This window comes from Nocardia sp. bgisy134 (assembly GCF_965341865.1).
Lineage (GTDB): Bacteria > Actinomycetota > Actinomycetes > Mycobacteriales > Mycobacteriaceae > Nocardia.
Genome location: NZ_CBDQZP010000035.1, coordinates 1 through 24,673, shown reverse-complemented (window position 1 = coordinate 24,673; position 24,673 = coordinate 1). Strand labels below are relative to the sequence as shown.

General features: G+C 63.6%; 20 protein-coding genes and 2 pseudogenes. 10 read left to right on the top strand and 12 right to left on the bottom strand.

Translation table 11 applies throughout. From position 1 onward, the window contains the following. Positions 1-155: 155 nt before the first annotated feature. Both ACRWNM_RS35530 and ACRWNM_RS35525 read right to left on the bottom strand, forming a co-directional pair. The gene (locus ACRWNM_RS35530; RefSeq protein WP_431972548.1) at positions 156-824 is read right to left on the bottom strand and encodes a hypothetical protein; all 669 of its coding nucleotides are present in this window, start codon (positions 822-824) and stop codon (positions 156-158) included. A 199-nt stretch (positions 825-1,023) separates the two neighbouring features. Next, on the bottom strand, positions 1,024-1,668 hold the full coding sequence (locus ACRWNM_RS35525; RefSeq protein ID WP_431972547.1) for an SDR family NAD(P)-dependent oxidoreductase: 645 nt from the start codon (positions 1,666-1,668) through the stop codon (positions 1,024-1,026). Between the two features lie 501 nt (positions 1,669-2,169). Between ACRWNM_RS35525 and ACRWNM_RS35520 the strand changes: the two genes are divergently transcribed. After that, positions 2,170-2,655, top strand: a complete 486-nt coding sequence (locus ACRWNM_RS35520; protein WP_431972546.1) for a hypothetical protein — start codon at positions 2,170-2,172, stop codon at positions 2,653-2,655. 34 nt (positions 2,656-2,689) lie between these two features. Continuing rightward, entirely contained in the window at positions 2,690-6,760 is a 4,071-nt protein-coding gene (locus tag ACRWNM_RS35515) for a CHAT domain-containing protein (RefSeq protein ID WP_431972545.1), read from the top strand. 303 nt (positions 6,761-7,063) lie between these two features. Here the strand turns inward: ACRWNM_RS35515 and ACRWNM_RS35510 are convergent, their stop codons facing one another. Continuing rightward, on the bottom strand, positions 7,064-7,285 hold the full coding sequence (locus tag ACRWNM_RS35510; protein WP_431972544.1) for a hypothetical protein: 222 nt from the start codon (positions 7,283-7,285) through the stop codon (positions 7,064-7,066). A gap of 589 nt (positions 7,286-7,874) precedes the next feature. Here ACRWNM_RS35510 and ACRWNM_RS35505 point away from each other — a divergent pair. Together ACRWNM_RS35505 and ACRWNM_RS35500 are read left to right on the top strand one after the other, a co-directional pair. Next, a pseudogene (locus ACRWNM_RS35505) lies at positions 7,875-8,144 on the top strand (NUDIX domain-containing protein); the annotation flags it as partial. 238 nt (positions 8,145-8,382) lie between these two features. After that, positions 8,383-9,675 carry a hypothetical protein gene (locus ACRWNM_RS35500; protein WP_431972560.1) on the top strand — a complete coding sequence of 431 codons (1,293 nt, stop codon included), beginning with the start codon at positions 8,383-8,385 and terminating at the stop codon, positions 9,673-9,675. Between the two features lie 417 nt (positions 9,676-10,092). Here ACRWNM_RS35500 and ACRWNM_RS35495 read toward each other — a convergent pair whose 3' ends face one another. Then, the gene (locus ACRWNM_RS35495; protein ID WP_431972543.1) at positions 10,093-10,422 is read right to left on the bottom strand and encodes a hypothetical protein; all 330 of its coding nucleotides are present in this window, start codon (positions 10,420-10,422) and stop codon (positions 10,093-10,095) included. Positions 10,423-10,860: 438 nt separating this feature from the next. Between ACRWNM_RS35495 and ACRWNM_RS35490 the strand changes: the two genes are divergently transcribed. The 3 genes from ACRWNM_RS35490 to ACRWNM_RS35480 all read left to right on the top strand — a co-directional run bounded on the left by ACRWNM_RS35490 (position 10,861) and on the right by ACRWNM_RS35480 (position 14,201). After that, positions 10,861-12,261 carry a DUF4041 domain-containing protein gene (locus tag ACRWNM_RS35490; RefSeq protein WP_431972542.1) on the top strand — a complete coding sequence of 467 codons (1,401 nt, stop codon included), beginning with the start codon at positions 10,861-10,863 and terminating at the stop codon, positions 12,259-12,261. A gap of 78 nt (positions 12,262-12,339) precedes the next feature. After that, a complete protein-coding gene (locus ACRWNM_RS35485; protein ID WP_431972541.1) occupies positions 12,340-12,708 on the top strand; it encodes an effector-associated constant component EACC1 in 369 nt (122 codons plus the stop codon). An 8-nt stretch (positions 12,709-12,716) separates the two neighbouring features. Continuing rightward, positions 12,717-14,201, top strand: a complete 1,485-nt coding sequence (locus ACRWNM_RS35480) for a caspase, EACC1-associated type (RefSeq protein WP_431972540.1) — start codon at positions 12,717-12,719, stop codon at positions 14,199-14,201. A gap of 293 nt (positions 14,202-14,494) precedes the next feature. On the opposite strand, the gene ACRWNM_RS35475 is transcribed toward ACRWNM_RS35480, so the two are convergent. The 5 genes and pseudogenes from ACRWNM_RS35475 to ACRWNM_RS35455 all read right to left on the bottom strand — a co-directional run bounded on the left by ACRWNM_RS35475 (position 14,495) and on the right by ACRWNM_RS35455 (position 19,495). Next, positions 14,495-15,268, bottom strand: coding sequence for an alpha/beta fold hydrolase (locus tag ACRWNM_RS35475; RefSeq protein WP_431972539.1), 774 nt, complete (start codon positions 15,266-15,268; stop codon positions 14,495-14,497). Between the two features lie 8 nt (positions 15,269-15,276). Beyond that, the gene (locus tag ACRWNM_RS35470) at positions 15,277-16,083 is read right to left on the bottom strand and encodes a helix-turn-helix domain-containing protein (protein ID WP_431972538.1); all 807 of its coding nucleotides are present in this window, start codon (positions 16,081-16,083) and stop codon (positions 15,277-15,279) included. Between the two features lie 140 nt (positions 16,084-16,223). After that, entirely contained in the window at positions 16,224-16,634 is a 411-nt protein-coding gene (locus ACRWNM_RS35465; protein ID WP_431972537.1) for a hypothetical protein, read from the bottom strand. A gap of 122 nt (positions 16,635-16,756) precedes the next feature. Then, positions 16,757-17,707 carry a phosphatidylinositol mannoside acyltransferase gene (locus ACRWNM_RS35460; protein ID WP_431972536.1) on the bottom strand — a complete coding sequence of 317 codons (951 nt, stop codon included), beginning with the start codon at positions 17,705-17,707 and terminating at the stop codon, positions 16,757-16,759. A 566-nt stretch (positions 17,708-18,273) separates the two neighbouring features. Continuing rightward, positions 18,274-19,495, bottom strand: a pseudogene (locus ACRWNM_RS35455) (IS30 family transposase). A gap of 104 nt (positions 19,496-19,599) precedes the next feature. Here ACRWNM_RS35455 and ACRWNM_RS35450 point away from each other — a divergent pair. Beyond that, on the top strand, positions 19,600-20,829 hold the full coding sequence (locus tag ACRWNM_RS35450) for a hypothetical protein (RefSeq protein ID WP_431972535.1): 1,230 nt from the start codon (positions 19,600-19,602) through the stop codon (positions 20,827-20,829). Positions 20,830-20,847: 18 nt separating this feature from the next. Next, positions 20,848-21,075 carry a hypothetical protein gene (locus tag ACRWNM_RS35445; RefSeq protein ID WP_431972534.1) on the top strand — a complete coding sequence of 76 codons (228 nt, stop codon included), beginning with the start codon at positions 20,848-20,850 and terminating at the stop codon, positions 21,073-21,075. A gap of 86 nt (positions 21,076-21,161) precedes the next feature. Here the strand turns inward: ACRWNM_RS35445 and ACRWNM_RS35440 are convergent, their stop codons facing one another. Then, positions 21,162-21,965 carry a hypothetical protein gene (locus ACRWNM_RS35440; protein WP_431972533.1) on the bottom strand — a complete coding sequence of 268 codons (804 nt, stop codon included), beginning with the start codon at positions 21,963-21,965 and terminating at the stop codon, positions 21,162-21,164. Between the two features lie 46 nt (positions 21,966-22,011). Further along, on the bottom strand, positions 22,012-22,449 hold the full coding sequence (locus ACRWNM_RS35435; RefSeq protein WP_431972532.1) for a hypothetical protein: 438 nt from the start codon (positions 22,447-22,449) through the stop codon (positions 22,012-22,014). Between the two features lie 323 nt (positions 22,450-22,772). Between ACRWNM_RS35435 and ACRWNM_RS35430 the strand changes: the two genes are divergently transcribed. Beyond that, a complete protein-coding gene (locus ACRWNM_RS35430) occupies positions 22,773-23,816 on the top strand; it encodes a hypothetical protein (protein ID WP_431972531.1) in 1,044 nt (347 codons plus the stop codon). A 666-nt stretch (positions 23,817-24,482) separates the two neighbouring features. Here ACRWNM_RS35430 and ACRWNM_RS35425 read toward each other — a convergent pair. Continuing rightward, positions 24,483-24,673, bottom strand: a 191-nt coding sequence (locus ACRWNM_RS35425) for a transposase (RefSeq protein WP_431972530.1), incomplete at its 5' end; no start/stop codon positions are given.

Genomic DNA, 24,673 nt, shown 5'->3' with positions numbered 1-24,673 from the left:
GAGTCGCGCTGGCCGAATGTGGCCCAATCAATCTGATGCCTGCGGAATCCGTCTCGGGAGCACTGTCCGAGCTCACACAGGGTGGCGATGACGCATCCAGGGTCCGGCGAGGTATCGGATCACCGAGTTCAGCTGTGGCGGTGAGCATCTCGCCTTCAGGCCACCCCATACTCGTCCTCGAGGTGCTCGAACGCGCTGATCCAGAAACCGGAGTCCGCCCAGCCTGACATCGTCACCGATTCGCTCAGCTCGCGTAGGACCGTGGCCGGTTCCTCACCTTCCTCCAACCGGGCGAGGTACCGGGTCAACATGCCCACCGCCCCGGCCAACTCGGCGAGCGAGTCGAAGGCGCGGCCGCGGTAGCCGGCACCGTGGTCCCACCCGCTCGGGTCATAGACGTCCACGACACCGAGCTCGCCATCGAGCATCAGTGTGTAGTCGTTGCCGTAGACGCCAAGTCCGTAGCAGTACTTCACCGGAGCAGAGTCATCATCGGGCTCACGGCGACCGAACAGCTCATCGGGGTCCTCCTCCCACAAACCTTGTGCAGGCAGGTCCGAGGAGTCAAAGCGGACGGCACTCAGGAACACCGCCGGGTACCCGATCGTCGAGAGAAACCTCCGGCTTTCCTCGTGCCTCAACCCCTCGGGAAGATCCGCCGGGCGCCATACCGAATCCGCCCCGACGCACGCTTCCAACCACTCCGCCGAGGGCCGGGCTGCGGCCGCGTCGATATCCGTCATGCCGACATTGAAGCGGAAGACGTCATAACCACTGCACGCCAGCCACATCCCGCACAACCCCACCGGCGCCTCCGACGGCATCGGCAAACGCACGATACGTCGGCCCCGAAGTCGCTCGACAGATGTGAAGAGCTACTCGGCCGTCCAATCTTCGGGCAGAGCCTCGTCGAGGCGGTCGACAAGGGTTTGCAATCGTGCGCGCGTAGAACCGTTGCGCCACCGCAATCTCAACATGTCATTCCGCTCCTCGTCCCAGCAGGGACGAGAGCCGCTGCTCTCATCATGTGGCTGTGCTGTCGAGTCTGACGCCGAGCATGCGTTGAACACGAGAATTCAGCATCGGTGCAAGGCTGCCGAGGGCGACGCCGATGCGTAGCTCGAAGGGGGCGACCACGATTTCGGCGATATCGCGCTGAATCGCGCGGATCACCGCATCGGCGACCTGCTGTGGAGACGATGTGCGGAACCCGGGCGGTAGACGCACGCCGCTGTCGGCGAACATCCCGGCCTCGCGCACGAATCCCGGCTCGACCAGGGACACCCCGACTCCACTGCCACGCAGGTCTTCGCGCATGCCGAGGGCGAATCCCCGAAGGCCGAACTTCGTCGCGTTGTAGACGGCGGTGTCGCCGGATGTGACGCGGCCGCCGATGGATCCGAGGAAGACGATGTGGCCATTTCGCCTCGCCCGCATCGATTCGGCCACCTCCCGAGCCATCACGATCGGTGCACGCAGATTCACTGCGATGGCCTCGTCCAGATCGGCAACGCTGAAGTCCAGCACTGGCCCGCCCGCTGGCAGGCCAGCACCTGCGATGAACACATCGATCGCATGATGAACAGGTGGCCGCGTCCGAACCGGTGGCCGCATCAGACGAACCTGTAGGCAATATCCACGAATGATGACTGCGGTGCGTCGCCACACCTACCGCAGCGGGTTGACGCGCCCAGCGGCACTATCGTGAGCTTGGCTGGCGACGTGCGAGATGCACAGCTGGACAATTGATCACAGGAACTGGTGGCGTTAACTTCGGCCGACGTCGCCACCAGTTCCTCTGTCGGCGAAACGTGGCCAAAGATACCGAACGGTACTCGGCTCCGGCCCGATCTATCCCCCAATATATTGCTTTTTCGCAGGGAATCGTTGCGTCCGAATATAATTCGGCTTCCGGGCCAACGCCTTTAGGAGGCTAGTCGCCGATGCCTGACCCCGCTGATTCCACTACGACCGCCGCCGAGGACGCCGGGGGCGGCGATGCGCCTCGCGATGCCCCCGACCACAGTTGGCTCGACTTCGACACGACCATCCGTGGAGAGATACCACCGGTAGGCCGTGGAGCGTCGTTCTCGAACAAGGCCGATGAGGAACAGTGATGCACCCGCCTGCCCGAGAAACTGGTAGCAGCAAAGGAAATGGACGTTCGAGGTGAGCGACCAGGGCAAAGAGTACGCAGCATTGGTCCTCGCGGAACTCAAGAACGAACATGACCGACGCGATCTGCTCAACACCCGCGCAACGAGCGCCGCGACCGGTAGCACCGCAATCGTCACTGTCGTTCTGGCAGTGGTGTCACTATTAATCGGAAAGGACAACCCTCTGTCGAGTTCGGCCAAACTCGCTCTCGTCGTCGCGCTCTCGCTACTACTGGTCTCCGCGGCACTCGCCATCTCAGCTGGCCTGAGTTGGCGCTCGAAGTCGGTCTCCATTGTGACGATGGAGAAGATGCTCAGCACGCAGTGGAAGGATCATGAGGTCGATGCCCGCAACATCGTTGCGCGCTGCAACCTGGAAGCGATACGAACCCTCCGCCAAGGTACCGCGACCAAAACGCAGCTCTTGATCTCGGCGGCCGCAACGCAGATTCTCGCTCTGGTGACACTGGGTGTCACAGTGGCGCTCACGTCCCGGTGACCAGCCGGGCCCGACTTGAGGAACTGGGCTCGCGATGGTGCACGACGAACGCCGCAAAGTGCAGACCTGGATCGATTCCTGTGTCGCATTCCGCGACGACGGAATTCTTTCCCCGCAGGCGATGGCCGATGCGCAGCGACTCTATTCTCAGGCGTTGCTGCCCGACGGCGGCGTCGACGCCGGGGTCGCAATCACGTTGGGCAACTTCTACTGGCTCCGGTATCTGTCACTGCCGTCCAACGAAGGTCAGTCCGAGCTCACGCAGGCGCACGGCTGGTTCACCGCGATCCACCCCGCCCTCCCGGACCAAGTCCCGCCGAGCCTTCGCCCATTGGTTGGCGGATCGGCAGACGTGTCCGACTGGCTGGGGGCGCTGCTCGAGAAGGCCACCTTCCAGACCTTCAAATCCCGGGCCACCGGATACCGAGGGCCGCTGGACAACGCGATCGTTCTTCTCGAGCATTTCAGGAACAGCATTTCGGTCGATCGTCCGACGGCGCGTGGAAGGGGCCTCTACTGCCTCGGTACCGCGTACGGTATGCGATTCGCGCACACCGCAGATCGATCCGACAACGAGGCCGCGATCTCAGCGTTTCGTCAGGGCGTCGAGCTACTTCCACCGGAACTGGTTGAGCACGGTGCCTCGATCTCCGACCTCGGCATCGCGCTTCGAACGCAGTTCGGCATCGATCGCCAACCGGAGCAGCTGCTCGAAGCGGTGGCTGTCGGCCGACAGGCGATCGAGTTCCTGGGTCTGGGTCACGTGGAGAAGGCACGCAGGCACGCGAACCTGGCACAGTCACTTCTGGTGCTGTTCCAGTCGCTGGACCAACAGATAGGTCATCTCGATGATGCGGTCGAGTTGCTGGTGGAGGCGCTGGCGCTGGTTCCGGACAACTCCGTCCTCCAGTCGGAGTACCTCGCGGATCTGATCTTGGTCGTGCAGGCGCGCTACGCCTACTTCGACGATACGCGCGAGGTGAGGCGCATGGTCGATCTAGCGCGCCAGGCGCTCACCTCCATTAAGGGACCGGGCATCGCCAAACGAAAGGCCGACCTGGCTCGCGCCCTTACTGTCTGCTTCGAATGTCTGTGCGAGCAAGACGATCTCGACGAAGCGGTGTCACTGTTGGCCGACGCGGTAAACCAAACGCCACCACAGCACGTGCACTACGTGCCGATCACCCACCTGTATGTGAAGACACTGACACGGCGCTACGCGGAGCGCCACGACCATGACGACATTGAAACCGCTATCGCGTTGTGCGAGAAACAGATACAGCTCGTTCCTCCACACCATACGCTGCGCGGTACCTACCTTGCCGACCTCGGCACGGCACTCGGTGCCCGCTATGAACACCGTGGCGACCACCGCGATCTGAACACGGCGATCGACACCTGGTATGAGGCGGCGAACTCGACCGCGGTCAACCACACCGAACAGGGAAACTGCTTGGAGCAGTTGTCGAATCTGCTCCGCAAGCGGTACGAGCGATCTGGTGACCACGCGGATCTGCACGCGTGCGTCGCCGCAGCGCGGACGGCGTCGCAAGCACCCCATGCCGGCGCGCAAACATTGAATGTACTCGGCGTGGCCTTGACCTATCGCGCACAGGCTCTTCGGAGTATCGAAGACGCCGACGAAGCGGTGAACACTCACCACAGCGCCGCCACCCAGATAGGCCGCGGTGCGGCCGAACTTCCCGGTTCTCTGTCCGACCTGAGCCTCGCCCTGATGGCCAGATTCGATCTCACGGGCGACCGGTCCGACCTCGACGAGGCGATCGATGTGCTGCGCACTGCCACAGCTAGTCCAGCTGCGCGGAATGTTCGTGGAGCGAGATTCTTCGCGAACCTGCGCCTCACCTTGGATCGGCGATTTCATGTAACCGGGCTGCGGTCCGACCTCGACGAGGCGGTCGAAGCCATGCGAACCGCAGTCGGTTTGCTGCCCGAGCAGCACAGTGAACGCGCCTCGATGATATCCAATTTGGGAGTGATCCTGTCGGTGCGGGGCGACGAATTCGACAGCGTAACCGACATCGACGAGTCGATCCGATACCAGCACCAAGCACAGCAACTCACACCCGACAACCCAACACAATCAGTGAAATGTATGGAGCGGTTGGCCGGTGCGTCACTGATACGGTTTCGACTTCTCAAAAAAAGCGAGGATCTGCGGGCCGCTGTCTCCTGGAACCGCACCGTCGCCCAACAGACGCCGCACGATCATCCTTGGCGCTCCTCGCGCCTGAGCAGACTCGGCTTGTCAGTAGCCCGACTGTACGAACAGACCGCAGATCGTGACCTGTTGGGCGAAGCGCTCGACGCGGCCGAGCAGGCTGTCGCCGTGTCGATGGACTCCGCACCCGATCACGCCGCCTATCTGCAGAATCTCGGACACATCCAGTACTTGTGCTACAGGGCCTTCGATGATCGGGATATCGGTCGAGCCGCATTGGCCAGCTGGAAACGGGCCTCAGCGGCACCGACCGCACCAATGACCGTACGTAGCATCGCGGCCGGCGCGGCTGCGGAGGCGGCCGCGGCGCTCGGCGACGACGCCGAAGCACTGCTCAACTACCGCACCCTGATACAGCTGCTGCCTCAAGCTGCGTCGCGTGGGATCAGCCGCATCGACCGCGAACGGCTGTTACATGCCCAGACCGGTGCCGCACGCGAAGGCGCCGCATACGCCTGCGCCGTGGGCGATTTCGCCGGTGCGCTGGAACTACTCGAACACGGACGAGGTGTGTTGTGGTCGCAGTTGATCACCGACCGCACCGCGCTCGACGACCTCGCAGCCGTCCACCCCGAGTTCGCGGCGACGATCCAGCACCAACGGCAGTTGCTTGACACCATGAGCGAACCAACAGCCGGAGTGGACGTCAATAGTACCGACGATGACCGTTCTCGCAGGCCCGACGTGGCCCTCGCTGCGGCACGCATCCTCGACGACACCATCGCGATGGTGCGGACACTGCCCGGTTTCGAGGATTTTCTGCGACCGCCAGCGGCCGAAGCCCTCACCGCTGGCAGCCGCGAGGGTGCTGTCGTGGTGATCAATATCGCGAAACGGCGCTGCGACGCGTTGGTGATCCGCGACGGTCAACTCAGCAATATCGCGCTGGATCGAATCAACTACAGCATCGTCGCCGCCCACGTAGATCAATACATGAGATGTCAAGCGGTGCTGAGCGATACAACACAGCCGCGCCGCGACCGTGTGACAGCCGCAGACGACCTACTGTCTGTGTTGCGATGGCTGTGGACCGCAATCACCGAACCGATCCTGTCCGCGCTGGGGCACGACAGCGCCAAATCGGCCGCCGACGCACCGCGACTGTGGTGGTGTCCCACTGGTCCGCTCAGCGTCCTTCCTCTGCACGCCGCGGGTGTGGAATTCGATGGTCGTGGCGGCAACAGCGTCATGGATCGTGTGGTGTCCTCGTACATCCCCACCGTCACCGCATTGACGCGTGCGGAGAGCGCTTCCTTCCCCGCGGCCGACCCCCGGCTGCTCATCGTCGGCATGCCCAACACCCCCGGCTGCGCACCGCTACCCACGATCGCCGAGGAAATCATCCGACTGCAACAGCTCTTCCCATCCGACATCCGTACCACGCGCCAAGACGCGGAGGCCACACACGACGCGGTGGTCTCGGACATGAGAACACACAACTGGGTGCACTTCTGCTGCCACGGCGATCACGATTTCACCCGTCCGTCCAATGGCGGCTTGATGATGTTCGACGGCATCATCACCATCGCCGAACTAGCCAAGCAACGCCATCACCACGGCGAGTTCGCTTTCCTGTGCGCGTGTTTCACCCACACCGGCAGCCACAGCGTGATGGATGAGAGCATCACCGTCGCGACCGCGTTGTCATATATCGGGTGGCGCCACATCATCGCCACCACATGGGCCGCCTACGACAGGGCTGCGGTCAAGGTTGCCGAATCCGTCTATCAGGACATCGCCTCCTCGAACGCCATCGCCGCCGAACTCGCTCCCCGAGCGTTGCATTCGGCAGTGGTGAAGCTACGTAACAGCCTGCCGCAAGCGGCCCCGCTGTGGTTGCCGTTCATACACGTCGGCCCCTGATTACGATCGGCCAGGATCGAACAGAATGCTTCTCAGCTCGGATTCGCCTTAAGTGAGAACCATAGCGACATAGGCCAGAGAGTCGTGCGACAAACCGGTCGCCAACACATTGTCGTAGCGGGCGTGCAACAGGTTTCGTACTGCACGGCGGCGTTGGGCGCGACAGCCACGCTTTGAGAGTGGTGGAGAACGATGCCGGCTCGATGCCGTCAGTGGCGAGCCAGTCTGAAATCGAATCCTTCACCAGCCCGGTCAGGACGCCGCCATAGTCGAACAGGACGGCGTCGATGAGGGGCTACTGGCTCATGCGTACACCGCCGTGTCGTAGACGACCCGTCCGACGGTCTCACCGTCGGCGAGCCGCTGGACCCCGGCGGCGACATCGGCCAGGGCGAGACGTTCGCTGAGCAGCGGGGAGATCAAGCCGCTGTCGGCCAGATCGGACAGTGCCCGGTGGCATTCCCGAACCGCGAGCAGTTTCGATCCAAGCGCGCAGTACGGCGACGGTGCCGTGCCCCGGCTCACCGGTCGCCACTATCTCGACCGGCGGCTAGGCGCCGATGAGGACGCGACCGAAAAGCCGGTGGTCGAGCCGGTTACGTGCAGCTGCGGCAGGATCGCGTCGATGCGGGAGTGCGAGGGAATCGGAATGTGTTTCCGCATGCACTGGGCGTGGATCTCCGTGCAGCGCGGCGACACTCTGAATCTCTCGGCGGGTCAGGAGACATCTCATGAAGAGGATTGAGTGTTGTCACCGAGGAGCAGGCTGGCTGCGTGAGCAGGCAGAAGGCCACCCACCCAGTCATCACAGACGGGACCGATGGCCGCATCTGGGACCAGAACTGGCCCGCCCCCCACACCTGTGCGCATGCCGCAGCGTCCACGTCTGCGCGCAAATCGCGGCTGCGCGATCGGGGTGGGGACTGTAGATACAACGACGCCGATGCAGTCGGCAGAGCAGCGGACAGATGACTCCGGCACCAGTCTCGTGGACCCGATCGGTAGTTGAAACCACCGCCAATGTCATCGAGCACCACTCGGACTCGAAAAGGCGGAACCCTCATGATCGATCCCGCACTGCTGGAGGAGTCTCCCTGGATGCGCAACGTGACGGGTGCAGCAGCTGGTAGTTGGCGCGGTCACCCACTGCCAGGGGAAAGTACTTGTCCTGCAACGACCCGTAGATGACTTCATGGGCGGAATCTGGGAACTTCCCAGCGGGAAAGTCGATCCTGACGAGACGATCGATCGAGCACTGATCCGCGAGGTCAAAGAAGAGACCGGCCTCGACATCACCAGCGACTGCGGCTACCTGGGCGAGTTCGACCACCAGTCGGGCAGCAGCAAGAAGGGCCAGCAATTCAACTTCGCGGTGGACGTAACCGAACCCGACCCGATCCGGCTGACAAAGCATGACGCCTACGCATGGATCACCGCCCAAGACGACCCGCCAGTCAGCGAGGCAGTAAGGAAAGTTCCCGCCCACTACCACGGCGGTCACCGGGCCCAATTGCTAGCACGACCAGCAGCCTATGCCGAGGATAGCGCTGAGTGTCGGTGGCCCCGAGGAGAATCCAGTCTCATCGCCGAACAACAGCAGAATCCAGTAGCTAGGGGTATAGGTGGTAGGCATCGTCTCAATAGACATCGAGCCAGGTGGTTCCGCGACACCGGTGGGATACATCGGAATTTGCGAAGTCAGTGCCGAAGGCGTCGGCCAACCCGCGCTGATTCGATTCAGAAGTCCATTGTGCCAGGATCCCTGGGAAGATTGGGTGGCAGCATGCGAGGACTATCTCGACATGGTCCACTCGACGCGGTCCACGACCGAACGAGAGCGCCTTCAGAACCGGTGGGACGTCAGCGATGACGTCGAACAGCACAACCGACTGTTCGGATTCTCCCCTATCCCCGATCCATTCCCTCAGGCCGAGTACCGCCGCCCCGAGCCCGAACCGTTTGCCCAGGTCTGGCCTCAACTTGCCCTGCGGCTTGCAGGGAAGATCATCACCGCCTACAACGCCAGCTACGACCAAGCCGCCCTCGACGGCCTGCTGCAAGCCACCCATCTTCCGATGGCAAACTTCAGATGGTTGGATGGCCGCGCGGTTGCCCGCAATTACAAGTATTGGGTAGGCCAGTACGGCTCGCCGACTGAAAAGCTTTGGCGGGAACTGTTCGATTGGGAGGATTACAGCGAGGGCGACACCGAATACAGGGGTGAGCGGCTTCAAGACGTCACGCTACGGCTGGAATTATTCACCGGCGAGCAAGCAAGACTGCGCGCACTTGCGCATCGCGAATGGGGCATCGGAAATAAGGCACTGCTGCGCGATGCCGCTGAGGATGCCTGGGCCAATGCCGAAATTATCGCGGCAGCATTGCGTTCCGAAGGGCTTCCCGTCACCACCGACGGGATCGACATCCTCGATGCCGTCATCGTCGATCCCGACCCCACCGTTTACCCCGCGCACCAAACCCACCTGGCATCGATTGAGCCGATCGACCCTGTCTGCGCACAGTTTCTGACCACCCGTGCACAAGCTCAGGTCGATCGATGCATCAGCCGGATCTGCGGAATCCACCTCAGCCCAAACCAATGGACCGAAGTCTACGCGGTATGGGAGTCCGCTGCCCGCTGGTTGATGAGATTGGTCGGTGTCAGCGAACTGGAACAGGCTAGCGCCTTGGCTGCCGAGGCAGACCGGTTGATCCAGGCATCACACTCGGTGCTCGTCTGCCATCAGCGCGGAAAAGTCTACGCAGATGCCCTGTGGTGCTGGCTCGAAGCAAACCGAAAGCAACTGGCATTCCATGGGCTTACTGACGAGGAGATCAAGGCCCAGATCAACCGACTTTGCGCGGACGAAGAGCAGGATCGTGCCCAGCGTCGGCGTAGGAAGCGCACGCACTGATCGGCGGCCCGTCCTCAAATCCTCAATGCCAGGAAAGGTGATCGACGACCACTTGATGTCAAAGCGCCGACAGCGAATCATGCAGCGGGGTACACGATCGAATCACCCCGGCGTGACGAGCGTTAAGTACCAATCTGAAGACGCTGCGAGTGTGTCTGCCTACTGCACAGTCCCGCGCCCACACCAGCCTGATGCCTGGTTCGCAGCGAGGCGGCCAAATCGTTGGCCAAGCTACGGCTACCCGCCCGCCGGCCCCGCCTTTGATCGAGAGAGTGCACCAGGACCCCGAATGTATCGTGCGAGCCTCGGAAGCCGAAGCAGCGGGCCTCTACCCCGAGGTCTCGGTCACCGCATTTCGGTCCTGCATGCCCAACCCTCGACGAAATCCTCTGGACACCACGTCGATCCTCGCCCGCCTCAGAATGGCAAACGGTCAACCGCGCGGGAGGGACGGAAATCAGTCAGGTCGGTGACAATGGTGTAGATTGCCGGCGCGCGCTCAGCTTCGAAGAACATCTCCTCGAACGAGACGCGTCCGAGATTTGCCGCCATGACCGCCTCGGCGTAGCCGGGTAGTCGCTCCAGCCTCAGATCACGCAGGGCGCCGAGTTCAAGTGGGTAGTCGGCAGGATCAAGATCGACGCCGTATCCCGTCGGCTCGTGGCGCCGAGCTTCGCCTGTGTCAGCGTTCAATCGACAATGGATGCGATCGAGCAGGCGGGCGTCGTCGCGTTCGGCCAGATCCATCATCCTCTGGTGCCGCAACGATAGCACCTTCGGGACGACCCGAACCGTCGCCAAGTGGTCGCTAGCGCGTAAGGACGGGGCCAGATCGACGCGTGAATGTCACGTCGCGTGATGGCGTGGCGTTGGGGCTGCTGTGCGAGATGGTGGTGTGCGCGACGCCGAGGTGGTCGCCGATTCGGGCGAGGGGACTGCCCCCGTTTCGGTTGACTTGAATCAACCAAGCTGGGGGCAGTCCCGAGTGATTCGCCGTGTCCGTAGCGGGTGATGTCGTAGTCGATCTTGTTGCCGGTGAGGTGGCGTTGTTCGCGGATGGTGGCGCCGCCGGTGTGGAGGATGTCGAGGATGTTGCCTTTGCCGAGCCTAGTACTGCATTCGGCCTCCAGGCACGGATTCAGGCTGGCATCCTCGAAAGAGCGACTGCAACAAGGGGGATCGATCGTGAGTACTGTGCCGCCGGATTGGTATCCCGACCCTTCTGACGTGGGTTTCCTGAGGTACTGGAACGGGACCGATTGGACCACTGACCGAAAACCTGTGCTCGCCAAGGATTCCGTCGACCGGACTCAGGCCCTCGGACAAGCCCCGAAGGTGCCGCTGCTTGGTGCTCGCGCACACGCGAAACGGCAGTCGGAGGAGCTGGCGGACGCGCTGTCCGACAACCAAAGGCTACGAGCGCATTTGACGAGTACCGGAGGCCTGGAGGTCGCCGAGCTGCAGCGGCTGCGTGACCAGCTGGCAGCGCAGATCACCGAGCAGCAGACGCTGCTGGACAGTCTGCGCACTCAGGTGGTCAACACCCGAGAAGATCAGGTACTGCAAGAGATCGGCATCTACGAATACCGCCACCCGCTATCGGACGCAGTCGCCTATCGCGACGCGCTGAAGCACCTGCAAGGTGAGATCAAGTACATGGCGCGGCGTGACGGTGGCGCTATCGAGGCATCACAGACCTGGGCGGTCAACGGGTCGGCCGCCGAGGGCCGCAGGATGATTCGCGAGTATTCGATGCTGATGCTGCGTGCCTACAACGCGGAGGCCGACAATCTTGTTCGAGGACTCAAGCCGTACAAGTTGCCCACCTCTCTGGAACGCCTGGACAAGATCGCGTTCACCATCGAGCGGCTGGGCAAGACGATGCATCTGCGCATCACGCCCGGCTATCATGAACTCCGCCGTCGCGAGCTGCAGATGACCGCCGATCACCTCGAGCTCCTCGCACGCCAGAAGGAGCATGAACGCGAGCAGCGCGAAACACTTCGTGAGGAGCGCAGAGCGCAGGAGGAGCTCGCCCGTGAGCGCGCGCGACTCGAAAAGCAGGAACAGCAATGCCGCGACAAGCTATCAGCGCTCGAGGCTGCGGGCAGCGCAAGCGCGGCGGGCGCGGACGATCTACGGGAGAGGTTGGCGGAGTTGGAGCGCGCCATCCTCGCCCTCAAGAACCGGGAAGACAACATTCGCGCTGGCTACGTGTACGTGCTCTCCAATATCGGGGCGTTCGGTGCAGGCGTGGTCATGATCGGTTTGACCCGCCGGGTCGATCCGGCAGATCGGATCCGCGAACTGGGCAACACGTCGGTGCCGTTCAAATACGACAGGCACACCATGTTCTTCAGTCAGGACGCGGTCGGTATCGAAGCTGAGCTTCACCGTCGGCTGGCGCACAAGCGGATCAACAAGCTCAACAACCGCCGCGAGTTCTTCAAAGCTACGCCTGCAGAGGTGCGAGAACTTCTGCAGGCTGTAACCGGGGAGCTCGTCGAGTTCGACGAACTCGCTGAGGCCATGGAGTATCGGCAAAGCCTCGCCGTGACCCGCGATCGTGATCGTGATCGTGAGTGACTGTGCGACAACATATTTAGCCGAGCTGGCCCGATCGTTTCCCGCATGTTCGCGGCTAATTGATGAAGGATGGACGCCATGCTAGAACCTCAGGGGCAGTTGACAATCCGCACCGATGGAGGCGCCGACGAACTCTTCCGGCTCTACGAGTGGTTCAACGACGATGACGAGCTACGCGGCCGGGTGAGCCTGCCATCGAACCAGATTCGCCCCGGGCAGATGGGTGAGCTCACCGAAGCCCTGGTCGTCGCTGTCGGTGCGGGTGGCATCGCGACGGCATTGGCCCGATCGCTGACCACATGGTTCACCGTCCGCCGTTCCGAGGTCACCATCACCCTCAAACGGGACAACAACACCGAGATCACCATCGACGCCAAACGAATCAAACTCCCCGAAGTGACCCAGGCAGTGCAGCAGATGATCGAAAGGCCGGTCGACCCACTGTGATCTCGGACATGAACCGAAACGGCTGGCGCGCCACCTTGATCGGGGTGAGCAGGTACACCAACCCTGAGCTTCCAGATATTCCGGCTGCCGCCAACAATGTCGCGGACCTCGCCGAACTCCTGACCGCGCCCACCGGCGGCGCGCTGGCCGCCGACCACTGCACCGTCCTGCACGATCCCAGCGACGCCGTACCGGTCGGAGCGGCGATCAGAGCCGCGGCCAAGCAAGCTAGCGATGTCCTCATCTTGTATTACGCCGGACATGGCGTGCTGGACAGTCGGGGGCAACTGCACTTGGCGCTGCCTGCCAGCAACCGCGATCACATCGAGTGGAACGGTATACCGTTCGATCGGCTGCGCCGCGAATTCTCTGTAAGTCCCGCCCGTGCCCGTATCTTGATCCTGGACTGCTGCTTCTCCGGCCGGGCTTTCGAAGCAATGAGTGCGACCTCGACCCTCGTCGAGGGCCAGGTCGACATCCACGGTACTTATACGATCGCGTCCTCGGCCAGAAACGAACCTTCGGAAGCGCCAGAAGGCCACCGCCACACCGCATTTACTGCGGCGCTGCTCGACGCTGCCAGGGACACCAGCCGCACACTCGACCAGCTCTACGTGGAACTTGACCGGAATCTGTTCCGAAAAGGCTATCCCCGGCCACACCGGCGAAGCGTTGACATCGCCGGTGGCCTGCGCCTATTTATCCCACCCGTGCACCGCCCACCCATCGCCGGTATCGCGACCATGCCGAGCATCGAAACGGACGTGAGTCACCGTGCCGAACTGGAAAGCTGGTATCGCGCCGCTGAAGGAGGTGACACCGATGCGATGTACAACCTTGCCGTCATGTTCGACAAAACCCGCAACTTCGACGATGCCGTCGCCTGGTATCAGCGAGCTGCCGAGTCCGGCCACCCCGACGCGATGCACAACCTGGCGATCCGACTCCGTTATCGCGGCCAAGTCCCAGAGGCCGCTACCTGGTGGCAACGCGCGGGGCATCGCACCCCCCAAGGCCCCAGCGAAAAGCTGCGCGGCCCGGTGGTCCTTGGACAGTCACGTTCTGCGGAGTCCGAGGCTCGCTCGGAGGATGTACCGCCGCGCGAGCTGTCGACGTCTCGGCGCGTGATGCTGATAAGCCTTGGCAGGTGGGTGGACGATTCAGCCTCGTGGGACGAAACCCCCTGGGGCGGAAGCATCCACACTCGCTCCGGCCACGGATTCTTCGACGGCATGGCCGACAGTCAGCTGCTGGACTCGGCTCGTGTGTTCTGGAAGTTCAACCCAGAGTCTCCTCGCTGGCGTGACATCGAATACGCGGTGGTCGCCCACGCCGGAATCACTCGCGCGGTGATCCGAATCGACCGATACATCGGGCCTTTCGAGGGTCGCTACGGATTACAGGGGCGGCTGGTCGACGATCCTGAACTCACCGCCGAACTGGTCGGCAAAACCGTTCCGCGGCGTCAAAACCCGATCACCACCTGGAACTGACAGCCCTGTGCGTTTAGAGAATCGCAGCGCTACGACGCCCGTGGTCTCATCCGTTGATGTCGTCTGAGTCCGGGTGGATTTCGAGCTCCGGCGGATGTGACGGCCACAGCGGAGAGTCGATCTCCTGCGGCGTCGACGGCTTCGGCGGGCTTGTCGTGCTCTCCGCGGTAGCCTTTCCAGAACGAGGTGGATGGGGATGAACAGTTTCACCGTCAGCGATTTGTTTCGGCTCCTGACATTGCCAAATGCCTATAGCGACATAGAACCATGCCAAAAGCCCCTGGGGAGCAAGTCTATTCGGCTGCCACCTCCGCCGCAAAACCTTCGACGAGCCGCGCGAGTCTGCGTGGCGCGAAGTCGTTGGCGTTGTGCGCCTGCCCGGCCATGACGATCTTCCGCGCGTTCGGCATGACATCGCACAGGGCGTCGATCCGTTCGCCGAGGTGGGCGGGACTGCGATCTCCGCCGAGCAGGACCGTCGGCAGCTCGATCGCAGCATAGGAGTCCAGCCGCGGGCCGAGGGAGTCGATTGCCGCGACGTCATCGAGTTGGCGCGGCACATATGCCCGCAGTTGCGGCACCGCAGCGACCACAATCCGAAACACTGTCCTCGCAACTCGACCCGCCCCGAATATGTCACGTTCGAAGATCGCGATGGCCTTACCGGGTTTTCCTGCGGCGGCCGCGGCGCGTGCCGCACACAGCGGGCGACCGCCTAACGGTGCGCCGATCACCGCCGGCGGTTCGTAGACGAACAGTCCCGCGAACAATGCGGGCGCAGCAGCGGCGGCTTCCAAGGCGATCACACCACCCGACGAGTGGCCGACGAGCAGAACCGGCTCCCCGACGGTGCCTGCCAGTGCCAGCACGTCATCGACTTCCTCAGCGATGGTGACCGGCTCGGCCCGCACCAGGTCGAGGCGATACTGGCGGCGGTGCAGTCGGATCACCCGGTAGCGGTTCGTCAGCGGGCGGACCACGCGAGCCCAAGCCGAGCTGTCACCCATACCGCCGTGCACGATCAGAATCACCGGACCACGACCCTCGTCGACAAACTCCATGTCCATGCCCACGACTATCGGTAGTGGAGGGGTTCCCGTCTTGAACGAATATTCCCCTCCCCCGCCAGCTCGGCTGGGGTTCGGCCGGCGAACTGGACGGTCTCGCGGTGAAGATGCGACTGATCGGCGTATCCGCGGCGGGCAGCGACCTCGGCCGCCGCCATCCCCGCGCCGAGCGCCTTCACCGCACGATCGAACCGGGCCAGCATCGCGGCACGCTTCGGCGTGACGCCGATCTGGGCGGTGAACCTGGACCACAACCGTTTCCGGCTCCATCCGCACATCTGGGCCAGCTCACCGACGTGCACCCGGCCATGGCTGGCCAGGATGCGCTCCCAACTCGCCACCACCTCAGGTGCGGGCCGATACGAAAAGCGTTGCATCACGAACGCATCGGTCAGCGTGAACCGTTGATCCCAAGTCGCGGTGGCCAGCTGCTCGCGTAGCCTGCGCACCGGCTCGCCCCACAATTCATCCGGAGCCGTAGCCGAAGAAACCGCCGTACCCAACAACTCATACACCTGCACCGGGGAGAGCCGTACCTCCACGCAATCCACCCGCGAGCCCCGGATCCTGACCGCACCGGGAGACAAACCCGTGACCACCCCACCTGCGGCCCACCGGTCCGAACCCGTGTCGATATCCAGCCCGTCACCGACATCGACAACCATCACACAAGACCTCCCGGGAACCACCTGCATGTCCAGCCCCGCACTACCACAATCGCGATACCCGGCGAGGTCGATGCCGTTCCGGCCGCTGGCATGCCGCGCGATGTCCCAGCCACCACCGAGACCGCTGTCGAACAGGATCGGATCCACCCCGCCGAGCGCATCGCGGCCCCACGCTCCGCGGGCGGCTCCGCGCTCACCCTCATCCTCAGATAAACCGGGGGTCCGATGTTCGGAAAACGAGGGCTGCGCTCAAAGGGTCAGTGCATCACTGCACTGCAGATGCGGCGTCAGTGCGCGTCTGCTGTCTTGGAAGCGGACTTTATCGGGTTCAGAAGTCCTCGGGTTGGCGTCCGGGGCGGAATCCGCAGTGCGCGATCATGGCGACGGCTCGGAGAAGTTGTCGGCGAGTGCTTCGGGGACGTGGCGTCGCTGCCGAAGGTGACTGCGCGGCCGCCTTCTTCTGCCCACCACTGAGGTGTCCAGGGCCGCAGGTGGCGGGTGTTGATCTCGAGTGCCCGTCCGCTAACGGCGATGGCTCGCATCGCCGTGCGGAAGCCTTCTTCGAACCTGCGCGGGTCGAACGGACCGGCCGTGGCGATCGGCCAAGCGCGCACGGCGTAGTCGATGTGGCAGAACACCGCGAACGCCTCCGATCCTGCGAGGACGCGCTGGATTTCCCCGAGGTAGGCCCACACCACCTGTTCGGCAGGCTAGAGACGAAACAGGGTGTTGGGTTCGCTGCGGTCGTCATCGATCACAGGGTGTGCAGGGAGCCGTTGTCAGCTTTCGAAGTCGTCTTCAGTGATGTTCGAAGTGGTGTTCAGTGGCTGGTTCCGGTTCGGTTAGCGAGTCTCGAATCCGAATGCGCAGGATTCAGGTCGGCCAGGAAGTACTTCTGCAACATGTGCCAGTCCTCAGGGTGGGCGGCGATGCCCTCCGCGTAGGCGTCTGCGAGCGCTTGAGTCATCCGGGCGATTTTCTCTTGCTGAGTGCCTTCGGACGGCACCGGGATCTCAGGATGGACCCTGATGCCCATCCGACCCGGACCCGGATACCACAGATTCACCGGATGCAGCCCGCAGCCGGTCTGTACTGCGAGCGCCGCCGGTCCGGCGGCGATCCGTGTGGTTTCGCCGAAGAACTCCACCGGGATCCCAGAGGCGCCGAGGTCGCGATCCGCGACGAGGCAGACGATGCGGCCTTCCCGAAGCCGCCGCGCCAGGGTCCCGAATACCGATGGTCCGCCGTCGTGCGGCAGCACTTCCATCCCGAGCTTGCGGCGGTAGTCCCAGAACCGTTCAGCGACCGCTTCGGGCTCGAGGTTCTCGGCGACAGTGGTGAACTCGATCGAGTGCGTCGCGATGAGCCACGCTCCGGCATGGTCGTAGTTGCCGGTGTGGCCGAGCGCCAGGACGACGCCGCGGTCCGAGCGGACCGCCTCGGCGACGCGCGCACGGTCTTCGTCTGCGATGTCGACACTGTCCAGGATGCGGCTCCGATCCCACCCGTTCATCCGGAATGCCTCGCTGTAATACCGCAGCGCCGATCGCATGCCCTTGCGGGACGTCTCGGCGAGAAGCTCCGGCGTCGTGTCCTTGCCCAGGACCCTGAGCAGGTTCGTCTCCAACTGCAGAACCTGGGCGCCGCGCCGCTCCCAGAGACGGTCGGCGATGCGGTCGAACAGCCGGTAGGCCGTTCTCTCCGGCAGGGCCCTGATCAGTGACCACGCGGCTCCGTAGCCGTACCCGATGACCCGGTCTTTGACGCTCATACGGCCACGGTGTCATATTCGACCAGGATGCCGCGCTCGAACTTCACTCCGGCGCCGCCAACGACGAATGAGCATGGGCATGTCTCGGTATCGCATCGAATGATGGTCGTCGGCGGCCTTCGACTGAAGGGGGCTCGGCGCGCGAATCTCGGTTGTCGGTAAACGATCTTGGGCTCAAATGGTCAGCGCATCACCGCTGCTGAGGTGCTCAGCGTAGACCGATGCGGCTCAGGCGGCTTGTCTCGTCGGGTTGGTTGGAACTTGTGCTCCTATGGTGCCGATGATGGTGAACCGCATATACGTCGTTGTTCCTGCAGGCGGCGGGCATACTCAGCGGCTTCAACGGGATCCAAGCTGCGCGGTGGTGTCACAAGGGCACCGCATTCGATCGGACGCTCGATGGTCGACGAGCCGCCCGGACCGGTCGACGGGCCGCTAGAGCTGCAACCGACCAGCGTGATGGCTGCTCCTGACACGGCAAGGATGAGTTGTGCTCTGTTGTACCGGTCGAGGCGTGATCTCGCTGCCGATGCCCCCCGTGCTTCGCGCATGAAGCGACGCTATCTTCAGTCGATTGAAGCGGACATCACCCGCCGGGATGAATCGCACCCCCCTACTACGGAATGACGAGAAGATGATCGCCCGTCGCTGAGGTGCGCGGCGTAAACCTCTGCGGGACTTCGGAAGCCGCGGATCTTGCGAGGCCGGTGGTTGAGTTCGTCGGCGATGGAGTCGAGGTCTGCCTGGCTGAACCGACGCAGGTCGGCGTTCTTGGGCAAATACTGGCGCAGCAGTCGATTGGTGTTCTCATTGGTGCCGCGCTGCCACGGGCTGCGCGGTTTGCACAGGTAGATCGGCATAGTCGCTGCCTCGGTAATAGCTTTGTGGCCGGCGATCTCTCGGCCACGGTCCCAGGTCAGGGTGCGTCGCATCGGGGCCGGGAGGTTGAGCAGGTAGCGCGTCAGGTGCGGGGTGACCTGGTCGGCTTTGATTCCGTCGGGCAGTGCCACCAGGGCTGTGAAGCGGCTGGTTCGCTCAACCAGTGTTGCGATGGCCGATGGTCGTGATCCCATGAGAAGGTCACCTTCCAGTGACCAGCGACCATACGGTTTTCGACTTCGGCTGGGCGCTCGCTGATCGGAACCAGATCCTTGATCACCCCTCGCCCGTCCGGTCGGCGCACGCGTTTGGGGTGGCGCATCACCCGCCCGCTGCGCAGCGGCCGGGTGAGTCCCCGGTCGATCGCCTTGCGGCGACGAGGATCGAATAGCGACAAGTCGATCGCTTCATGGGAGATCCGCATGCCCGGGTCGCCGGAGAAACATCGTGCCAGCCACCCCGCGATCTGCTCCGGAGACCACCACATCATCAGCTTCTGCTAAACCAGCATCCGCAACCTCGAATCCTGCGACAGCTTAGACAGTTTGGGCCGCTGAGCCTTCTGATAGGCCTGGGCATCGGCGGCCGTCGCACGGTAGCCCTCCCGTCCGCCGTTGCGGGAAACCTCCCGGGAGATCGTCGACGAAGGACGACCCAACCAGCGGGCGATCGCACGTGCAGAGCACCCCACAGCCAGGCCCCGAGAGATCTCCTCCCGCTCGGCCAAGCTCAGATGCATGCTGCGACGCCGCAACGCCGACTGTCGGACGCCACCGGTCTGGGCCAAAACCGCCGCACCTGATGCACCGGCACACCGGCCGATCGCGCGATGACGCTGAATGGTTCACCAGCACGCCACTGCCGCCACGCGTCATCCTGCTGACCCGCCGACAACCCGTAATCCCGCACCACACCCTCCACACAACATGATCATCCACGCGGTGATGCATTGACCACTTGAGCCCAAGATCGTTTTACGACAGGCGGATCTGGACTCCCTCGCCGAGGCGCAGGTGCCCGCCCCGGTCTCGGTGATGGTCGCCCGCCACATCGTGGCCGCCAGCCAGCACCTGGCCGTCGCGCACAAACTGGCCACCTCGCGCCAAGATGACAGGATGGCCGAGCACATCAAACCTGCACCGACCCTGCCGCTTTCGCTGGACACAGCGCAGGTCCAGACGGCGAAGCAGGCGGCGGCTCTTGCGGACGCCTACGAGAAGGGCCAGGGGGAGTGGATCGCGTCTCTGCGCGAGAGCCAACCCGTCGCCACCCTCTTCGACCAAGTTGCTCCCCTGCTCTGGAAGAGCGACCTCGGCGTCGAGCACAAGAACCGGCTGGCCCGCTCATTCGGTCCTGACGGGCTCGCGGCCGTGGACCAGGCGATGATCATCCTCCTCGGAATCGAGAGCCTCAAGGTGTGGCAGCGGAATCGAGTCGTCTACCGCGTGCACCCCAACCTGGCAGCCAGCCTCGCCGACACCGAACCCGGTGCTGCGATCCCCTGCGAGGTATTCACTCGGCTCCCCCACCCAGACCCTTTCGTCGCCTTCCCGACCCCAATCCCGGCTCCTCATGGTGCCGATTCGAGTGGGATGGCCAAGCCTGCGGTCTACGTAGGCATGTTGGTGACAGGGCTGAGCCGCGGTCTCACGCTGTGCTCGACATCCGACCCCGATCTCTGCTTACTGAACGTTGCGCTGGTCGGCCGAGTCCACTACATCGGAAAAACACAGCCCGAGTACCGGGAGTACAGCATCCGGATCCCCTGCCTCGGTGACCGCTACACCGTCGACGAGATGGTCGAGACCGCTGGCCAGATGATCGCCACCACCGATCCGGAAGCACGGGAAAACGGTGCGCAGCGCAATGCCTTCCGCCTCGCGGTCAGCCTGCTGCTGTACCTGTGCAGCGGACGATCCGACATCGGCGCCCGAACCGAGCTGACGCCTGGAAAGAAGAAGCGTCGGCAACGGCTGGTGCCCAACACCGTGGTCGACGTAGGTTTCGACATCGGCCCCAAACTGCACGCAGCCAGCCGCGATGCCTCGGCAACCTCAAGCGGAGAATCGGGATCCCGCGTTCGCGCCCACATCCGCAAAGCGCACTGGCACACCTACTGGACCGGCCCGAAAGAGCAGCGGGTAGCCGAAGTGCGCTGGTTGCATCCAATCCTGGTCAACGCCGCCGATCGCGATCCGTCCCGGTTTGTGGTGATCGACGTCGATTCGCCTTCCGGGCAGTGAACAACCAAGTTCGATGTCGTGGTTCGTACCACCCTGACCACGGGGAGTTGGCGCTCTTATGAGCAGTCGGGGGACGGTGACCTCGATCCTGTCGCGTACACCTTGCACCGGGGTGAGTCGGAGGAGCAGGCCAGCGACCTCGCCCAGCAGGTTGTGTGGGCGCTGATCGCGCACGCCGACCGCAAGGCGATGTTGCAACTTGCCGACGGCCAGGTCGTAGTCCACCCGGTTGCCGAGTCCTCCTAGTTGCCGAATTCGGTTCGGGACGAACGCTCAGGACGCATGCACCCCAGGACAACTGGGTTGCAATAGGTGGTGGCCTGCCCTCTGGTTCAGCGCCGGAAGAACCGCCACCAGGGCTGCCAACGACGTGTCGGGCCCGCCTTGACCGGCGCGGGCTCGGCGGCATCTCGCAGCCGGTGCCGCTCGGCCCACGCGCCGGTGGCGATCTCCCTGATCGAGCCCTCATCGACGATGCGGGTCGCGATCGTCCATACCGCTGGCGGCCCCGGGAGGGTGGACTCGTCGAGCTCGGCGCAGGCCTGCGCCGCGGCGTCGATGTCGGTGTGCAGCGACAGGTGCAGCACCGTGCCCTGACTTGATGTCACGACCAGCACGCCGACCGCGACGCTCGTACTGTCGCGGGCCATGCGCGCCCACGTGTCGAGGACTTTGCCGGGTTCGGCACCGAGGTGGTCGACGACCTCAGCAGTGGAGGCAGCCAGTCCCAACCAGATGCAGCGGCGCGCGATGTCGCGCTCCGGCACGCCGAACCGTTCGACGAGTGCGGCCATGCCCGGGGCCGGGGTCCGTGCCCAGGCCAGGATCAGCTGCTCGTCGGAGGCGGCGTCCCAGAACGGGAAGCCCTTGGCCGCGTGCGCCTCGCGGGCCAGGGCCTCACCATCGAAGCCCGGTTGAGTGATCATCTCGCGCAGCTTGCGCATCGCGATGGCGCCGGTATATCCGTCCAGCAGAACGAATTTCGCGCGGGCCCGCACCCCACCCAGCGTTCGGCCCAGCTGGGCAGCGATCTGTTCATCGGTCGCCGTGGTCTCCAACGCGGCGAAGAACTCCTGGTAGTCCTCCCCCGTCCACAGACTGCCCCGCCGATCTTCGCGCTCCCCCATCGCCGTCATGGCCGTGCATCCTGCCAGAGCCCACCGACAAGCCCGAGGAGTTCGTCTACCGCTCGCGCTCGTGCAGAGACTCCCGCGCACGGGAGATGGCGTTGCCGGTCAGGCCCTCGAAGGCGTGCCCGCGAATGCTGCGAGATTGGCTCTGCTCCAAGGCTTCTCGCTCCCGCTCGGCCGCGGCGAGTTCGCGCTCGATCGCCTCGAGACGTTCGACGCGCTCGACCGCGTGGCGTTGCCGAGCCTCGGCGGCCGCGGCGACATCGCGCTCGATTCTCTCCAAATGCAGGACGTTGCGGACCTTGGCCAGCGCCTCGTTGCGCAGCTTGATCAGCTCGAGGCGCTCGTCGGCCGAGTACAGGCCCTGCTTCGTGCCGAAGTCGCTGACCAGCGTCTTGGTGTGCTCGTGCAGATCGACCGCCTCCGCCCATGTCTGGACGTGTCTGGCGTCCTCGATCACATCGAGAAACAGATCCTTGAGAGTGGTCATACCTGTCGCCTCCGCACCCCAACCGACAACCCGACCAGACCAGACCAGACCAGACCAGACCAACGATAGGCCAGACCACTGCGGCGCCGATCAGTTTCGGAAGAACGCTGCCCGCTCCGGGAACATCGAATTGCGTTGCCAGCTCACATATTCCGGTGGGTTCCTTTCTCGGCGCCACCGAGCCGCCGCGAACTCACCAGGGTGGAGGGGACAGCCTGCCGGTCAGCCAGTACTCGCCCATCGGGCGGTGTAGATGTTGGGTTGGAACATGGGCTTCGAAACTCTCGGGCATTCCAGGCGCGGCCTACGTACCGTGGTCGGTTGTGAAGAGTCGGCAGCAGATCGAGGCCCGTGCCCTGGAAATCGCGGAACGCGTTGTGAGTGGCGGCAAAGTCGAAGACGACTTTGTCGAGTGCAAGGCCGAGTGGGTGCACGATACGGCCAAAGCTGCTCGCCGGATCGCAGGGCTCGCTAACGCCGCTCGCGGCGAAGGCGTCATGTGGCTGATCGGGCTGGACGAGAACAACCACCAGGTGGTTCCTCTGGACAGCACTGATCCGGCGAACTGGTGGGGTTCGGTCGAATCTAAATTCGCCGATGGTGTGGTACCGAGCGTGAGGACACTGTCCGTTCCTACCGCTCACGGCCTGCTGATGTGCCTGTATTTCGAGACCGATCGGTCACCGTATGTCGTGACGGCAAACGGCGTAGCAGGTGTCACACGCGAGGTTCCATGGCGCGAGGGAACGCTGCTGCGTACTGCGAAACGGCACGAGCTGCTGTCTCTACTGAGCGCCGCGGTCGCAGCCCCGAAGCTTGAGTTGCTCCAGCCGAAGTTGACCCTTCGCCTGGCGCAGTCACGTGACCGTGCCGGGGACCCGCAGTACATAGAAGGGCAACGCGTCCTGGCCCTCCAAGCAGAGCTCTTCATCGACTCTGAGGCCCGCGCTCTCCTTCCCCGCCATCGATGGAGGATCGAATTCGTCACCGACGGCGACCATCGGTTCGTCGCCGACACCGTCGACTTCACCTCCCACCTCATCTGGGACGACACCAGGAAGGCAATGAGTCCCGAGCTGGAGCACGTCTATGGCGTTGCGGTCAGAAGAGCTGGTCTCGCCGTATCCGGACCGGACTCGGTCGCCCTGTCCGCAACCGCTCCCGTGCCGATCGACGTTGAGACATACACGCTCCGAGGCGCCGGATGGATAGATGTCATTCTCCAGCTGCCGACCAATGGTGTCGGCAGGGTAGCCACAGCCCGGCAGCGGCTCGGATGGTCCAGCGGAGACAACGACGTGAAAAGGAGGGGTCATACTACACAGCCGATCTTTGCGGAATGGGCCATACCCATGTTCGAGCGTTGAGGCGGGTAAGGGTGACGCGCGGCAGCAAGCAGGTCCCGCCCCGGAGCCGCGCGGCCGGTCACCGGGCCGTTGGGCACACTGACGAACCGATCGAAGCCACCACTCACGCCGAAACCATCACCGGCTGAACACCCCCCGACAAGTGTCACAGTCGATTTCGGTGTCCCGCACTTCAGCCGCGGGTCGTGACAGATCAGAAGATCTTGGACTGTGGTCACAGAGCGGGCCGGTGGTGACGGTGACCTGCAGGCTCTGCGGGCACCGGATCGCCCATTGAACGGACGTCGAACTGGGCATGGACTACTCCCAGCTGACGCCAAGAAGCACCTGTCGACCACTACGACTGGACGTCGCGGATTTTGCCCGGATGGCCCGCGTGCAGCCGAGCTCCGTGAGCTACGCCGACAACGGCCACGCATCACGCTGAAAGTCATCGCGAAGGCCGCCAACATGCTGTTGGCAGCGGATTACGTCGAGGCGGTTGGATCCCCCAGTAAGTCTCCCGACTCACTGGGGCGATTCACTGTGCTTCCCACGCATGAACGAGGGCAGGCCGTTGTCTTCATTGGAGCCGTTGAGCTGACCTTCGAAAGCCATATGCGCGGCTTCGATCAGAGCGGGCGGAATCGTCGGGTGCGCCCAAGCGATCCGTACTAGGAAGTGTCCTCAAAGCCATATGAGCAGGGTGGCCAGGTCGAGCATGCCTCGGTAGGACTGTGCGGTTTTGTCGTATCTGGTGGCGATAGCTCGATACTGCTTGAGCCGGTTGAAGCAACGCTCGACGACATTGCGGCGACGGTAAGCGGTTGGATCGAAAGTGGGTGGGCGCCCGCCGGTCCGGCCGCGTCGACGGCGGT

What these genes read in the sequence shown, in the direction of transcription:
- ACRWNM_RS35530 (WP_431972548.1), bottom strand. Translation starts at nt 824, where the DNA reads ATGCCGTCGGAGGCGCCGGTGGGGTTGTGCGGGATGTGGCTGGCGTGC.
- ACRWNM_RS35515 (WP_431972545.1), top strand. Translation starts at nt 2,690, where the DNA reads ATGGTGCACGACGAACGCCGCAAAGTGCAGACCTGGATCGATTCCTGT.
- ACRWNM_RS35495 (WP_431972543.1), bottom strand. Translation starts at nt 10,422, where the DNA reads ATGGATCTGGCCGAACGCGACGACGCCCGCCTGCTCGATCGCATCCAT.
- ACRWNM_RS35485 (WP_431972541.1), top strand. Translation starts at nt 12,340, where the DNA reads ATGCTAGAACCTCAGGGGCAGTTGACAATCCGCACCGATGGAGGCGCC.
- ACRWNM_RS35480 (WP_431972540.1), top strand. Translation starts at nt 12,717, where the DNA reads ATGAACCGAAACGGCTGGCGCGCCACCTTGATCGGGGTGAGCAGGTAC.
- ACRWNM_RS35475 (WP_431972539.1), bottom strand. Translation starts at nt 15,268, where the DNA reads ATGGACATGGAGTTTGTCGACGAGGGTCGTGGTCCGGTGATTCTGATC.
- ACRWNM_RS35460 (WP_431972536.1), bottom strand. Translation starts at nt 17,707, where the DNA reads ATGAGCGTCAAAGACCGGGTCATCGGGTACGGCTACGGAGCCGCGTGG.
- ACRWNM_RS35440 (WP_431972533.1), bottom strand. Translation starts at nt 21,965, where the DNA reads ATGACGGCGATGGGGGAGCGCGAAGATCGGCGGGGCAGTCTGTGGACG.
- ACRWNM_RS35435 (WP_431972532.1), bottom strand. Translation starts at nt 22,449, where the DNA reads ATGACCACTCTCAAGGATCTGTTTCTCGATGTGATCGAGGACGCCAGA.